Below are 14,201 nucleotides of genomic sequence, written 5' to 3'. Positions count from 1 at the left end.
TTATCAATTTTTTAAATCTATTTTTTTATCTTTTCTTTTTATTAATGCTTTTCGTAAAATACGCAAAACAGATGAAAAATGCAATTTACAATTAAACATATCTAATATATCACTATATCTTTTATTTTTTACTATTTCAGCAATTATTTTTAATTTTAAATCATTAATTATTCTTTGTCATTTTTCAACTCCAAATTGTTTATCAACAAGAGGAACATATTTTCACTTACCCTTATAAAGATATTTGTAAATTCTTCTATTATAAATTAATATTCCAAATTCTGTTTTAATTTTTCTAGTTTTTATTTCTTTTACAAAATATTTTATTTTATCTCGTTTTTTAAAAATTATATTATCAATTCTTTCTATCTTTTCTTTTAACTGATTTAAAGCATTTTCATAAATATTTGCACTAAATTTATTAAAATTAAACATTTTATTATTTCCTTTCGTTAATGTATAGTATAATTAAAATAATTATAACATTTTACAGAAAGGAATAAATATATGAAAAAGTTACTTAGTATTTTAGGAACAATCGGATTAACAGCAACAAGTACAACAAATTTAGTTGCTTGTGATAAACCTAAACCAAATAATAATAGTGAAAACGGAAATAATAAACCAGAACCACAACAACCACCAAAAAATAGTAATTGAAAATTATTTAATAATTTTAATTGACTTAAAAATAATTTTGATAATAAATATTATTTTGTTATTTGAAAACATTATAATGAAAAAGAATGAGAAATAAAAAAATTTAAACACAATAGTAAATACGATATGGGTATACAAACTTATATAAATAATAATAATTTTAAAGGTTTATATCGTTGAGATAACATTAGCGAACCACAAATACCAACAATCAATAAAAATACTGGTGAAATTACAGATTGAAAAGGCTAAAAAGGAACTATTTTTAAGTTCCTTTTTAGCCTTTTCAATCTGTAATTTCACCAGTATTTTTATTAATATTTGGGGTTGATGGGATACTTTCACCGTTTCAACGATAAATATTTTTATATTGATATTTATAATCTATTCTTTTACCAATTCATTTTATAATTTTTCAACCATTTTCAAATTTTATAATACCAATATAATTTTTATTTTTATTATTTTTTTCATTAACAAAACCATTAACTAATTTTCAATTACTATTTTTTGGTGGTTCTTGTGGTTTTTTTGGTTCTGGTGTAGGTTCAGGTTTATTATCCTTACCGTTTTCATTATTATTATCTGATTTTGGTTTATCACAACTAATTTTAATGATGTTGTACTTGTTGCTGTTAATCCGATTGCTCCTAAAATACTAAGTCATTTTTTCATATTTTACTCCTTTTTTATTAAATTCTATTGACATTATATATACAAGCATTTTTAAATATATTTTAGAAACGATATTTTACTTATTATTGTGATTGTTTAAAAAAGTTTGAAGTTTTATAAAAATTAATTTAAATGATATAACTATAGTATATTATTTTTTTAAAAAAATGAGGTGAATTAATGAAATATATTATTAATGATTCTAATTTAAGCGATCTACAAGCAAAATTGCAAGATTTTTTAAGTAAAAACTATCAAAATAAATATTATAAAAGAATAAAAAAGAAAATATTTGCATATATTAATTTATGTAAGGAGTTTTTTCTTGAAACTAAGTTGTTATTAAAAGACTTAATTAAAAAATATTTTAAAAATAAATTTTCAACTTTTTATTATTGAGCGAATAAAATTTTAGTTGCATATGCAAATAATAATTTTGAAGATTTATTATTAAAATCAACAGTTCCTAATAATATTAATTATCAATATAATAATGATGTTCGTGAAAATATCTATGATTTATATTTTGAATATTGTGATAAACACGCTGGGGGTGTTTTATCATTGTTTTATAATTTAAAAAAAGGAATTCATGGCGAAGAATTAAAAAATAAAGCACCTAAAAATTTAAAAACATTTTTTCGTTGATTTAAAAAAGATAAGTGTTGATTAAAAATAAAAAATAAAATTAAAGAAATTAAAAGACAACATCCAAGATATGAAGTTAAAGAATTAGGATTATTACAAATGGATGCAAAATATTTTATGCCAAGTAAATTTCCAGTTGATAAAAAGTATTATGTTTATGATTTTATTTATGAAAGAACAAGAGGAGTATTCGGTTATATTTATGATAAATTAAGCACCAAGAATGCTATTGATGCTGTTAAAAGAGCAATCAGTGATTTTAAAAAAAATATTTGGCATTAAAATAACACAAATTAGGACTGATAACGGTTCTGAATTTATTAATAGTTATCGGAATAATCAAAAAAGTAGCGTTAAAGAAACTACTTTTACTCAATTTTTAACAGATAAAAATATTTTACATCAAACAACACCCGTTCGTTCTCCGCAGTCAAACGGTAAAATTGAAAGATTTCATCAAAATTATACTAAGTTATTTGTATTTGAAGAAAAAATATTGGATGCAGTTGGTTTACAAAATAAAATAAATGAATACTATTATTTTTATAACTTTGAAAGAGTGCACAAATCTTTAAATTTTCAGACACCATTTGAATTTTTAACTAATTTAATTAAATAATTTTAAATTTATAAAGTTTTATTTAAACTATTTTTTAGTGTGTTAATTTTAGAATTTTTATTTATATATATCATTTTTAATAATGTTTTTATATTTTAAATTATATTTTTTATTATTTTTTCTTGTTTTCTTGCAATCTTCAAAATGTGTGTGGTATACTGCATTATTAAAAAAAAAGTTCCAAATATTGAAATGGCTTTTTCTGGTCATCATATTACTAATAATTTAATTAATGCTGTTGACTTAGTTAGTCATGTTCAAGCAACAAAACATTATTTTTATCAAAAAGTTCCTGCTCGTAAAGGAATTGAATATTAAATTAACTTTTTTAAAAAGATAAATTAATAGTTTCATAATATTTTCTTAATTGTCATAAGCAAATACTTAAAATTTTATGCTATTTAAAAATTTTAGATACAACTACATTAAAAATAAAGTTATTAGCAATAGTCTTTAATTAACAACTCGCCATTTTTTTTACATCAACTACATGCATATTTAATTGGTAACTCCCCATTATAAAGACTACTATCTTTTGCTGTAATTATTGCATTTCATTGCGTAATATTTGTTACGTTAATATCATCAATATTTAAATCATGATATTTTGTTTTTAATTTATCTTTTATATGATTTTCTGTTGGAACAGGAAACCCATTTGTATTAATTGTTCCTAAATCATTTTCAGTAATCATTGAGCTTAATAAAATAGGATGGTTTACTGATTCAGCTATTAATTTTGAATTTCCATAAGTAGAATATAATACATATAAAATAAAGCTTAAAAGTAAAACAACCAGAAAAATTAAATTGAAATTTAATATTCATCACTTTTTTGATTTTTTTTTCATATTTTTTCCCTTCTATAAAATAAAACTTATATTTTAAAATGAAAAAATATTATTAAATTAAGTAAATAATTTGTACACATATTAATAAAGTAAAATTTAATTCTAAAACTAAAGTATTTTTTTTAAATCCAATGTTCTCTTTAATCTTAAAATTACTAATAACTTATTTTTGTTATTATTTAAGATACATTTTTTATTAAATATAATAATTTATTAATATCATAAATTGTTGTTTTAATTTTATTTATTAGTTCAATATTTGTAAATAAATATTTTCTTTATTTTTTTCAGTATTTTAATTATTACAAGATATGATATATTTAAACAAACAGATTCTATTAATGTTATTACACTTAAAATACTAAATAATTTTTTTCATTTTATTATTTAACTTCTCCTAAAATTTTAATAGTATAATTAAAAATTAAACTATAGCTAATATCTTATAAAAAAATTGAAAAAATTAAAACAAATTTAGTCTTTATCAAATTAGTTGTAAAATTATAAAAATCTTTTACAATTAATTTGATAAGAATATAATCAGTAAATTAAAACTTGAAAAAATATAGTTAAATAAAATAAATACTATATATCAATCAGTAGAAATCATATAACTTTTTTAAAATATCGTTATTGACACTACATATTTAATCAACATAAGGATAAAAAATATGTTCATAACAATGCAAAAGCAAATATAATTATGAAAATTTTTGGACTAAAAAGCAATAAATTGATAAAAAATAAAAAAAAAGATAATAAGAAATAATATTATCTTTTTTCCAATGTTATTTATGCTTTACAATATTTAAATTAATATCAAATTATTTTATACAATTTCCTGAATTGTCAGTATTTGTACACTGAGATTGAAACATTATAAAAATCATATGTTCAACAATCTTATTTTCCTCATTATAAATTGCAAATGCACCATCTTGTCAAATTCCGTTTTCAGATTTAAATTTAGTATCATTACCTTAATTCATATGAATGTCATGCATGCCTTTTATTCCATTATTAACATAGAACATTCCTCAAAACCCAATTTTGTATTTTGAATTATTTAATGCTGGAGTTACTATTTTGTTAAAAATAGTTTCAAGTTTTGATAATTCATCATCTTTAACAAATGGTAAAATAGTTTTATAATTGCAATCAAAAAAATTACCACTTAAATAATCAATACAATAACCATCAATACCTGTTTCTAAATCTACATGCATTTTATCTATAAGTTGAAAACAGCGTTCAACAATTGGATGATTAATATTTTCCTTAATAAAATATTCAACATCATAAGGTGCTATCCTTGACCGCACATTAATATTTACTTGATAATTTTCTTCATTTTGATCTGTAATTGTTAAATTATAATGTGGATTTCTAGAACTTCTAGTTCAGTTGTTGGTCAGATTCCCTTTTAAGAAACTATATTTTGAATTTTTTGTCATTTTAATCAGTCCTTTTTTATTTAGTAAGCAAAGTTATATATGAATAAAATATTACTTATTCGATATAATTTTATACTTATTTTAAATTAATTTTTAATTTTCACATTCACTTAAAAATAAGTATTCAAAAAAGTACTAAATAATTTAATGGTAGTTAGACAACCATTATTTTAAATACAATTTTATTTATTAATACAATTATTCTATACTATAAAAATCTATTAAATTAATTGTTGTTGTAAATTTACCTTTAGCATTTTTGTGACCAATTATAGTAATATCAAATGTTTTATTTTTAGAAGCATCATTAATAAAAACTTTTCTTAAATTAAACATGCGACTCTTATAAGGCTCAGCTTCAAAAACAATCGTAAAATCATTTTCACTTAAATTAGGATCAATTTTTTGAATTTGTTTTAAAAATTGTGTTCTAATTTTTTCTTCTAAAAGTCATGCTGTAAAATAATCATTTGGATATTTTGGCAATCTATCTTCAGGACTTGGAATTTCAATTTTTGTAAAACTTGTAAAATCAACAATTTTATATACTGCCTTTGGAAATAAAATTTCTAACTTAATACTATTCTTAGCATTATTATATCCTACAATATTAATAACATAATTATTAACAGTCTTTGCTAAATTAATTGTTTGCGGTTGATTCTGATTAAAGTAATCATTGAAATTAAAAGAAAAATCATTTTCTGTTATTGTCGCATTTAATTGTTGTCTTATTGCTGTTAAAATTGCTGCTTGTAAATATGGTCTAATTTCTGATTCTTTTACTTTTTCAATATCACCAACTTTAATTTTTAAATCTAACAAATTAATTTCCTTGATATTTCTAAGGTCAGCTTGTTCCAATGTTTTTTCAAGTTCTTTAATTTTTTCTTTTAGTTGCAAAATATTATTTTGTAATTTTTTGATTTTTTTTATGTTTATTTGTTGATTCTCTATGTTTATTTTTTGATTTAAAATATTAATTTTATCATTTAATAGATGAATTGTTGTTTCAACATTATTGATATTATCTTCTTGCTCTTGATTTGTCGTTTCAGGAATTGTTTCTTCTAAATATTGCAGTTTTTTATTATCGCTACAAGCAGTTAAACTTCCTCCGGGTGTACTAATTAATCCACATATTCCTAAAATATTTAATAATTTTTTCATTTTTCAGTATTTTTCCCTTTTCTAAAACTTAATAATTAAATTAATACTTAAAATATTGATAATATTTTTGTAAATTGTACTATGAAGTGTAGCACTTTATTTGATTTCATTATAACACCAATAAAATAAATGTTCAATATAATTTATTTTAAAAAAATTTAGTAGTTTTGTTTTAAATTTATGAATTTTGGCACACTGAAAAATAAAATGATTAAAAATTAAACATTTTTATAAAAACTTCTTTTGAAGATAGTTAATGTAAAGATTTTTTAAGTTTAGAGTTTATTATATTAGCAACTTCTTGATAATAATTTCTTGAATAAATACTTAAATCAATTCCTTTGGAAAATCAATGTCTAAAATCGCGGATTGCTCTTTCAACTTTGGGTTTTTGTGTTGGAGTTCCAGCATCACAAAAATATACTTTAGCATTTGTTATTTTTTCAATTTTTTCTCAATCAGCAAATTCTTTGCCTTGATCTTTTATTATTCCTTTGCATCTATCTTTGAAAAATCTGTTAGAAAAAATTCGTTCTACTGCGTTTGTAACTTCTTTTGTTGTTTTTTCTTTTAATGATTCAATGATTTTAAATTAGGTTAATTCTTCGATTAAAACTAAACAAACACTATTGTTTTTACCAATCATAGTATCCATTTGAAATCAACCAAATTCATATTTATCATGTTTTGCTTCTTCAATAGTTCTAAAATTTCTTATTTTTCCACGGTTATCAATTCTATTTTTTGTTTTATATTTTCTATCATGAAAATACAAATTATCTTTCTTGAAATTTAAAAATCCCAAATGAATATATTTATATAAAGTTTTAAAAAATACCGGAAATTTAATACCAAACTCTTTTTCATATTTTTTACAGATTTGTTCTGGTGAATCATGAAATTTGTTATATTTTTCATCTAGTCATTCTAAAATATTTAGCAATAATGATGATTTTTTAAAACATTTTTGTCGTTTTTGTAAATAATCTTCGTGTGCTAATTTAGCATCATATTCATTATCTTTTAACCTTTTTATTTCTCATCTAATTGTATTGCGATTTTTATGCAATATTTTTGCTATTTTAGATATATTGGGTTTACCATTTTTTCTTTTTAAAAAATCAAGTTCTAATAAATCTTTTAACATTACTCTTTCTTTAAAAGTAAAATGATGCTTTGTTTTATCCATTTTAAAAAATCCTTTCTTTTATATACAAAGTTACTTATATAGTTTTTTGAGGTTTTGGGTTAGTGGTTGATTTTCTTAAATTTTTGTGATAAAATTCCTTAAAGTTTAAAAAACTTTTGAGGTTCTTTCAAACAAATTTGGGAACCTTTATAAAATTCTTCGCTTAACGCTTAGAATTTTTCCAATTATTTTGAAAAGCGCGGCAAAAGTTTTTTAAACTTTAAGGCATTTTTCACAAACTTATGAAAATCACCGCGAGCCCAGATTAATACAATATAATCACAATAATAATCATTTAAATAACTTCCTTTCTAAAATATGCTTAAAAAGTGTTTGCATATATATATATATATATAATGTCAATAAATCTTGATAAAAAGTTTTAAGATTAGAAAGGAAATTATACAAAATGAAAAAACTTTTAAGTTTATTAAGTGTATTAACAATTAGTGGAAGCGCAATACCAACAACAATTGCCGCTAGTCCTTATCAAAATCAAGAAAATAATTTAGAAACTTTAAATAGAAATAAAAGACAAAATAATAATTTTATAAAATATAATAAAAAACTAATTATTGATAATAATGATCCAAAAAAAATATAAATCGAGTTTAAATGAAATTATTAATTATTTAATAAATGAAAACATTTTAATATCAGTTTTTGAAAATAATAGTTCAAAAATATATGCATTAAATAGTAGTTATTTAAATAGTAATCACTATATTATATTGCCTGTTTCTATAATTGATAATGAAGCGGGAGGTGAAATTGAGTTAGTTATTAGATTAAACTATTTTTATATTGTTGATTTTATTAACATTATAGGTATTTTTCAAGAAAATATTATTATAAATTATTATTGATTATCCGACTCTGATCACTCCAATTTAGAATTAAGACATATAGATAATACTATTGCAGCTGATTTTCCTCTCCAATTTGATGGACATTATAATATTCTTTTAGGAGGTGCCGATAGTAGTCATTCAATTAATTGATTTTCTATTCAAAATGCATTTACTACTCTACATAATTGAAGAAATAATAATAGTAATAATAATTTAATAAAAAAAGCTTTAGGATATATAATTTTAGTAACTTCAGAAGCTTTAAGATTTAGAAGTGTTTTTAATTTAATTTTAAATAAAATAATCGAAGGTTATAGCAATATATATTGAAATCCTGCAGAAAATAGTGGTCATACCAATGTTCGTGCTATTGTAACAAATTGACAATCTATAAGCAATAATATTATTGACGCAATTAATAATATTCAAGCAAGATTTGGTAATATCAACGAAGTTATTAATGAATCATTTTATAATTTATTATCACAATTACCATTGAATACAATTGCTCAGGCTCTTGCAAATACAGATGTTAGAATTATTCTTGGGTTACTTATGCAACCAACTTTAAATTGTGATAGAAGAACAAGAATTATAAATAACAATATAAAAAATGAATATTGTGATGCGATTAAAGGGACAGAACAAAATTACCTTTTAAAAAATAAAAAAATAACTTTTGTTAAAATTTTAGATGAAAATAATAAAGGTGACAATTTAAAAAGTGGAGATATTTTTGTTGGAACAACTGAAGGACTTTATTTTATTCGCAAAAATGGAGTAGTTTTAAAAGTAGATAATATTGATAATGATAAAAATTACCATACCGAAATAACAAGTATAAAAGAATTTGACAACGGTAATTTTTATGTTTCTACAAATAACGAAAAAGTTTATTTTTTAAATACAAAACTTATAAATGATGAACATATTATAGGAGAAATATTGTGAAATGCTGAAAGTTCTAACTTAGAAAAAGAATTAAAATTATATTATGATAAAAATAAAGAAAATAAAAAGTTAGATTTTGAATCAACATTACATAATTATTGAAATACAAAATCATTTTTACTAAATTTAGATAAAATTAACCCTGTTGAAAATTTTAATAAAATAGAATTTTTAGGAGATACCGATAATAATTGTTGAGGAACTACGGTAAATTAAGGAAGTTGAGTTTATACAAACAATTGTAAAGCAAGTTGAGGAAAAGTTAAAAAATTAAAAGGTCAAGATATTAATAGATTTTTAAAAGATAAAAATAACAATTTTAAAAATATAATTGAAAACACAAAAAATAACGTACCACAAAATAAAGAACAAGAATTACAAAAATTTTGAGATAAAGATGGTGAAGCAAAAATAGAAATTAATCAAAGATTTGGATTAACTTGATATTGAGAAAATAATAAATATTATTTAAAAGTATTCGGATTACAATATTGTGAATGATGAGCTTCTGGTGCATCACTTAATTGTCACATGAAATTAGGTAATGGTATTAGATTATATAATAATTAATTATGAAAAGATTATTAAGTTTTATTGGAACAATCATTTTAATCGGAACAAGTACAACAAATTTAGTTGCTTGTAATAAAACACAATATAGCGAAGATGATTTAAAAAAAAGAAAAAGAAAAACATAAAATAGATACTGTTAATCAAGAAATTAAAAATAACTTAGAATGAATAGCACCACAAGAAAAACCATTTAATACAGTAGACAGTAAATATTATATAGTTGTTGCTCGAAATAGTTTAAATAGTGATTGAAAGATATTTAAATTAAAAAATAATAGTGAAAAAGGTAGTGGTTTAAAAACAGATTGATGTGAAAGACCTGTTGGCTGGATTTTTACTTCTAATGGTATTTATTTAGCTACAGGTAATTTGCTAGATACTTCAATGGAATATGTATGAGGTAAAAATAAAAAATATGAAAGTTATATTAAATCAGTTTACCGTTGAAATTTAAATAAAAATATTCCTAGTTTAGCTGTAAATAATAAAACTGGTGAAATAACACTTTAATAAAAAATTTTTAGAAGATTTAAAAATTTTTTTATATTTCTAATGTAATTAATGATAATTTTTCATTATTTATATTAAATAGTTGTAAATTATTAATATTAATTTATTCTTTTGTGGGTGGGTAGGAAAATATTATACTATTTGATTGTTTTAAAAAATCAGCAACCGCTTTATTTGAATAAGATTTTTCATCTTCAACACCATTTTTATACAAATATCATGTATCATCTTTTATTAATTCTAAATATGTATTTCTATCTTTTTCACTGGCCTTAGTTAAAATAGGACAATTTTTAATTAATTCTAAGTTAATATCTTTTCCTTCAATAATTTTTTCATTTGATTTTTCAATAAAAATATTAATATCATAGTTTCCATAACCTCATATACCCGATATTTCAATTTGATTTAAAAATAATAGTTTTTCATCATAAGTTATTTTAATATTATCTTCAACTAAATTTTTAGTTATATTTATTCAAACTGCCTTAGAATAAAGCAAACTATATTATTGTGAAAAATAGTTTAAATATTCTTCTATTTTGTCATTAGAAACAATTAAATTAGTTAAATACTTGCCATATTCACCATCAGATAATTTAATTTCAGCAGGAATAAGGGAAGGAATGTTATTTGTTTATAATTCATTTGTTATGGATAATCAATTAAAATAATTTGCTTCTAATTGATAAATTGGGTTTTCTGAAATATCTTTGTTTTTAAAACTTACTTTAATTTTATTATCTTTGTTGTTATTAACATTTAGTTGTTGTTTTAAATTTCAATCAGTAATTTGTTCTGTTTTAGGTGAAATAAATGGTGTGTTTGGTTCATCTATAGCATCTCAGCGGTAAACTGATTTAATATAACTTTCATATTTTTTATTTTTACCTCATACATATTCCATTGAAGTATCTAGCAAATTACCTGTAGCTAAATAAATACCATTAGAAGTAAAAATCCAGCCAACAGGTCTTTCACATCAATCTGTTTTTAAACCACTACCTTTTTCACCATTATTTTTTAATTTAAATATCTTTCAATCACTATTTAAACTATTTCGAGCAACAACTATATAATATTTACTGTCAATTATAAATGATTTATCACTTTCTTCAACTTCTTTTCAATAATTTATTGGTTCAGGTGGTGGTCCTATTCAACCTGAAAAATTAAAATATGATGAATTTAATTTAACTTTACAATGTTCAAATTCTCAATATCTATTTTCTTTTGGATTTGGTGATGAAATTAATTCAAAATAATAAGGTGAAAGTAACTTAACATCATCATTATAACCTTTATTAATTGCATATTTGCTATATGTGTAATTTAATAACATATAAATAATTTGTTTAAATCTTTTGACAATATTATCATTAATAAGGGTTGGATTGTCTAATTTTCAGTTTTCAAATAAACCATCAATTACATCTTCTTGTTTTTGTCCTTCAAATTTTTGGCGTAATTCTGCTGCTTTATTAGTAGGATTATCTTTTTCATCGTATTTTGCCCCTTGAAATTTTCGATCATAGTTATAACGATATGTTAAATAATTTAACAAAACAATATTTAATTCTTTAATATCTAATAAATCTAAAATATCTTTTCCTTGAATATAGTTTTTGGCAATGTTTCACGGTAAAAAACTTTCGGTAAATCAATATTGAAATACTCTTAAAGTAGGATTTGTTTCAATTGAATTGGCATTGATAACAATGGTACTAAACTAGCATTTTCAATATTTGATGATGGATAAGAATAAACACCATTGACATTGCCTCAACATTTAATATTACCAAATAACATTGATTTAGGATATTTAATTTCAATCCCAGTAAATATTGTATCTTCTGGTAATGATTTTTGTAATATTAAATGAATGTTATTTTGATTTTTTCATTTAAAATCAGTCACCTTAACTAAATGAGTAGATTTAATAATATCAACCCCGTCTGGTGAATAAGGATGTTTATATTTTTCAATGATGTAACATTCATTTTTATTGTCTTCGCTAATTGGTTCATTAATGGAAACTATTTTTAAGTCATAAGACTCTAAAAATTCTTTGTCTTGTTTTGAAATATCATTGATTAAAATATCTTTTTCATCAATCATTACATAACTTGTGCTATTGTCTTGAATTGTGGTATTTTGTTGAACTTGTAATTTAAAGTTAAAGTCACTAATTTCATAACCAATAATCTTAATATATTTATCTTTATCAATAAAACCTATTTTAACGCTATTTTAAGAGTAGTTTAAGATTGGTTTTTGCTTTGTCTTAACAAGATTATTAATTTTATAAATATATAAGGTTCTGGCACGGTCTTCACTAAATAATTGTGCTAAATCAGGATCGCTGTACTGAGATTGATTAGCAAAATCTAACGGAATACTATCGATTGAATAGTCAATTGGTTCATCATTTTCCGCTAATTGTGCTAACATTTTTTCAGATGGTTTTAACATTATTTTTGTTTTCCTTCTTCGTTGGGCATATTGATAATAGTTTCGTTGTTTTTTAGTTGTCTGTTTAAAGTAGCATTTACTGGTAAGCGAACATCAATAATTAACTCATCAATATTTTTAATATTGAATGTTCTACTGTTTAAAATAGCATTATCATATTTAATTAACTTAATAATAAATTCAGTTAATTTAATTTCTCTAATATATATCATTTGTTCGTATGATGCGTTTGTTTAAATATTTACACCAGCAACTTCAGCTTGTGTTTGTTGGACTCCCTTAGCAATTGCGGAAACATGATGACGATTTATTTTATAGTAATTTGTTAATAATCAATCATATATTTTGGTTAATTATTCACCTTTAAAATTACCAGCAATATAGTCTACTGGTTAAAAATTACTATCAGGGTCTCCTTCAACTAATAACAAGTCATTTTCAATAAATGAAGCTAACATTTTACTAATTTCTTGGTCAACAACACCAGTCACTCCATTAGTATTAATGGTAAATTTACCACTATTTAATAATGAGTGTAGCATTATTTTTTCAGCAATAATATCTAAAATACTAGCAAATTGTTTACCATAATGAGCAGAAGGTTCAAAATTAGGGTTATTAGGAATAATTTCAATCGGGATAAAATTAAGTGGTAATATTTCTTCTCTTTGTAAAGTTGTATAGTTATTTCATTTAGCATCATCAATATATAAGTCGGTAATAGTACTGTATAATTGTGTTTTTAACTTTCTAATAACTTTTACTTGTTTAGTTACATAATCAATTTCTAATTTTTCAGTAATAAAAATACTCTGGTCATTTTTAATATAAGGGTCATAATCAAAAGTACAAGATACTAAATTACCTAATTCATCATATTGGTCATTGTAAAAATCAATAGTAATAAAATTAAGTTTTGAATTATTAGCAAAAATAAAATATGCACCTTTACCATTCTTATTAATTTTATATTCGTTATATCAATTCTTATTGGTAAAGTCCTGCATTTTTAAAAAGCTATTAATTAATTTAGTATCTATTTTTTGATTAGTAAGTGGATTATAAATGCTAATTTCTAAATCTCGCGGATTTAAAAAATTAGCATTATCTTCACAAATTCTTTTTTCTAAAATCTCATTATGTTTTTGAACAGTAACATTTTTACGATTAGTAATCGTTGATGCTAAATTAAGATAATAACTATCAATATCATATTCTTTTTTTTAATTTCTTTTTTGCTGGTAATAATTCCATTTATAACACCTCTTTATTTTGTATCTTCTTTTTTAATAACATCTTCAATACTATCTTGTTTTTGTTGTTTGTTATGTGTTTTGATAAATCTAATTGTTTCAATAATTAAAACAATAACTCCAAAACCATTAAGAATTGAACCAATAATTACATATGCGGGTCAACCAATTCCTAATTTAGTAGATCCTATAAAACAAATAATAATTCCTGCGATAAAAAACAATAATGAAACTCCAAAGATTTTCAAAAACATAATTACATCTTTAACTTCTAATTTTGACATAATAACATCTCCTTTCTATATAGGTGTCCCTTCACTATGAT

The 14,201-nt window shown here is 21.8% G+C and carries 21 protein-coding genes and 1 pseudogene; 9 read left to right on the top strand and 13 right to left on the bottom strand.

Annotated elements, in window-relative coordinates:
- Positions 1 to 435, bottom strand: coding sequence for a UPF0236 family transposase-like protein (locus tag ABNT63_RS00560; protein ID WP_348735959.1), 435 nt, complete (start codon positions 433 to 435; stop codon positions 1 to 3).
- 72 nt (positions 436 to 507) lie between these two features.
- On the opposite strand from ABNT63_RS00560, the gene ABNT63_RS00555 reads away from it, so the two are divergent.
- Positions 508 to 912 (top strand): lipoprotein, encoded by a 405-nt coding sequence (locus ABNT63_RS00555; RefSeq protein ID WP_348735958.1) that lies wholly within the window; start codon positions 508 to 510, stop codon positions 910 to 912.
- 237 nt (positions 913 to 1,149) lie between these two features.
- Here the strand turns inward: ABNT63_RS00555 and ABNT63_RS00550 are convergent, their stop codons facing one another.
- The gene (locus ABNT63_RS00550; protein ID WP_348735957.1) at positions 1,150 to 1,335 is read right to left on the bottom strand and encodes a lipoprotein; all 186 of its coding nucleotides are present in this window, start codon (positions 1,333 to 1,335) and stop codon (positions 1,150 to 1,152) included.
- 180 nt (positions 1,336 to 1,515) lie between these two features.
- Between ABNT63_RS00550 and ABNT63_RS00545 the strand changes: the two genes are divergently transcribed.
- The 3 genes from ABNT63_RS00545 (at position 1,516) to ABNT63_RS00535 (ending at position 2,920) form a co-directional block, all read left to right on the top strand.
- Positions 1,516 to 2,265: a hypothetical protein gene (locus ABNT63_RS00545; protein ID WP_348735956.1), complete on the top strand. Its 750-nt coding sequence runs from the start codon at positions 1,516 to 1,518 to the stop codon at positions 2,263 to 2,265.
- A complete protein-coding gene (locus tag ABNT63_RS00540) occupies positions 2,237 to 2,602 on the top strand; it encodes an integrase core domain-containing protein (protein ID WP_348735955.1) in 366 nt (121 codons plus the stop codon). Before ABNT63_RS00545 ends, ABNT63_RS00540 begins: the two co-directional genes overlap by 29 nt.
- Positions 2,603 to 2,746: 144 nt before the next feature.
- Positions 2,747 to 2,920 (top strand): cob(I)yrinic acid a,c-diamide adenosyltransferase, encoded by a 174-nt coding sequence (locus ABNT63_RS00535; protein ID WP_348735954.1) that lies wholly within the window; start codon positions 2,747 to 2,749, stop codon positions 2,918 to 2,920.
- Positions 2,921 to 3,042: 122 nt separating this feature from the next.
- On the opposite strand, the gene ABNT63_RS00530 is transcribed toward ABNT63_RS00535, so the two are convergent.
- From ABNT63_RS00530 to ABNT63_RS11330, 4 genes and pseudogenes are all read right to left on the bottom strand, one after another.
- Positions 3,043 to 3,297 (bottom strand): hypothetical protein, encoded by a 255-nt coding sequence (locus tag ABNT63_RS00530; protein WP_348735953.1) that lies wholly within the window; start codon positions 3,295 to 3,297, stop codon positions 3,043 to 3,045.
- 1,136 nt (positions 3,298 to 4,433) lie between these two features.
- Positions 4,434 to 4,907, bottom strand: coding sequence for a DUF2278 family protein (locus ABNT63_RS00525; protein ID WP_348735952.1), 474 nt, complete (start codon positions 4,905 to 4,907; stop codon positions 4,434 to 4,436).
- Positions 4,908 to 5,105: 198 nt separating this feature from the next.
- Positions 5,106 to 6,077 carry a hypothetical protein gene (locus ABNT63_RS00520; RefSeq protein WP_348735951.1) on the bottom strand — a complete coding sequence of 324 codons (972 nt, stop codon included), beginning with the start codon at positions 6,075 to 6,077 and terminating at the stop codon, positions 5,106 to 5,108.
- A gap of 253 nt (positions 6,078 to 6,330) precedes the next feature.
- Positions 6,331 to 7,266, bottom strand: a pseudogene (locus ABNT63_RS11330) (IS30 family transposase).
- 409 nt (positions 7,267 to 7,675) lie between these two features.
- Between ABNT63_RS11330 and ABNT63_RS00510 the strand changes: the two are divergent.
- The 4 genes from ABNT63_RS00510 (at position 7,676) to ABNT63_RS00495 (ending at position 10,151) form a co-directional block, all read left to right on the top strand.
- On the top strand, positions 7,676 to 7,870 hold the full coding sequence (locus ABNT63_RS00510; protein WP_348735949.1) for a hypothetical protein: 195 nt from the start codon (positions 7,676 to 7,678) through the stop codon (positions 7,868 to 7,870).
- Complete coding sequence (locus ABNT63_RS00505) at positions 7,851 to 9,284, top strand: ribosome-inactivating family protein (RefSeq protein WP_348735948.1); 1,434 nt, start codon at positions 7,851 to 7,853, stop codon at positions 9,282 to 9,284. The genes ABNT63_RS00510 and ABNT63_RS00505 overlap by 20 nt, the downstream gene beginning before the upstream one ends.
- 356 nt (positions 9,285 to 9,640) lie before the next feature.
- Positions 9,641 to 9,766, top strand: coding sequence for a lipoprotein (locus ABNT63_RS00500; protein ID WP_348735947.1), 126 nt, complete (start codon positions 9,641 to 9,643; stop codon positions 9,764 to 9,766).
- Between the two features lie 259 nt (positions 9,767 to 10,025).
- On the top strand, positions 10,026 to 10,151 hold the full coding sequence (locus ABNT63_RS00495; RefSeq protein WP_348735946.1) for a hypothetical protein: 126 nt from the start codon (positions 10,026 to 10,028) through the stop codon (positions 10,149 to 10,151).
- Between the two features lie 103 nt (positions 10,152 to 10,254).
- Here ABNT63_RS00495 and ABNT63_RS00490 read toward each other — a convergent pair whose 3' ends face one another.
- From ABNT63_RS00490 to ABNT63_RS00465, 6 genes are all read right to left on the bottom strand, one after another.
- Positions 10,255 to 10,653: a hypothetical protein gene (locus tag ABNT63_RS00490; protein ID WP_348735945.1), complete on the bottom strand. Its 399-nt coding sequence runs from the start codon at positions 10,651 to 10,653 to the stop codon at positions 10,255 to 10,257.
- A 135-nt stretch (positions 10,654 to 10,788) separates the two neighbouring features.
- Positions 10,789 to 11,715: a hypothetical protein gene (locus ABNT63_RS00485; RefSeq protein ID WP_348735944.1), complete on the bottom strand. Its 927-nt coding sequence runs from the start codon at positions 11,713 to 11,715 to the stop codon at positions 10,789 to 10,791.
- 113 nt (positions 11,716 to 11,828) lie between these two features.
- Entirely contained in the window at positions 11,829 to 12,269 is a 441-nt protein-coding gene (locus ABNT63_RS00480; RefSeq protein WP_348735943.1) for a hypothetical protein, read from the bottom strand.
- A gap of 132 nt (positions 12,270 to 12,401) precedes the next feature.
- Positions 12,402 to 12,623, bottom strand: a complete 222-nt coding sequence (locus ABNT63_RS00475) for a hypothetical protein (RefSeq protein WP_348735942.1) — start codon at positions 12,621 to 12,623, stop codon at positions 12,402 to 12,404.
- Entirely contained in the window at positions 12,623 to 12,835 is a 213-nt protein-coding gene (locus tag ABNT63_RS00470) for a hypothetical protein (protein ID WP_348735941.1), read from the bottom strand. The genes ABNT63_RS00475 and ABNT63_RS00470 overlap by 1 nt, the downstream gene beginning before the upstream one ends.
- Positions 12,836 to 13,015: 180 nt before the next feature.
- Positions 13,016 to 13,630: a hypothetical protein gene (locus tag ABNT63_RS00465; RefSeq protein ID WP_348735940.1), complete on the bottom strand. Its 615-nt coding sequence runs from the start codon at positions 13,628 to 13,630 to the stop codon at positions 13,016 to 13,018.
- A gap of 58 nt (positions 13,631 to 13,688) precedes the next feature.
- On the opposite strand from ABNT63_RS00465, the gene ABNT63_RS00460 reads away from it, so the two are divergent.
- Positions 13,689 to 13,820: a hypothetical protein gene (locus ABNT63_RS00460; RefSeq protein ID WP_258272988.1), complete on the top strand. Its 132-nt coding sequence runs from the start codon at positions 13,689 to 13,691 to the stop codon at positions 13,818 to 13,820.
- Positions 13,821 to 13,890: 70 nt separating this feature from the next.
- On the opposite strand, the gene ABNT63_RS00455 is transcribed toward ABNT63_RS00460, so the two are convergent.
- A complete protein-coding gene (locus ABNT63_RS00455; RefSeq protein ID WP_348735939.1) occupies positions 13,891 to 14,160 on the bottom strand; it encodes a hypothetical protein in 270 nt (89 codons plus the stop codon).
- Positions 14,161 to 14,201 lie beyond the last annotated feature (41 nt).

The sequence above is a fragment of the Spiroplasma endosymbiont of Ammophila pubescens genome (assembly GCF_964020965.1).
Taxonomy (GTDB): Bacteria; Bacillota_I; Bacilli_A; order Mycoplasmatales; family Mycoplasmataceae; genus Spiroplasma.
The sequence above is the reverse complement of the archived record's forward strand: the minus strand, read 5'-3'. Positions and strand labels throughout refer to the sequence as shown.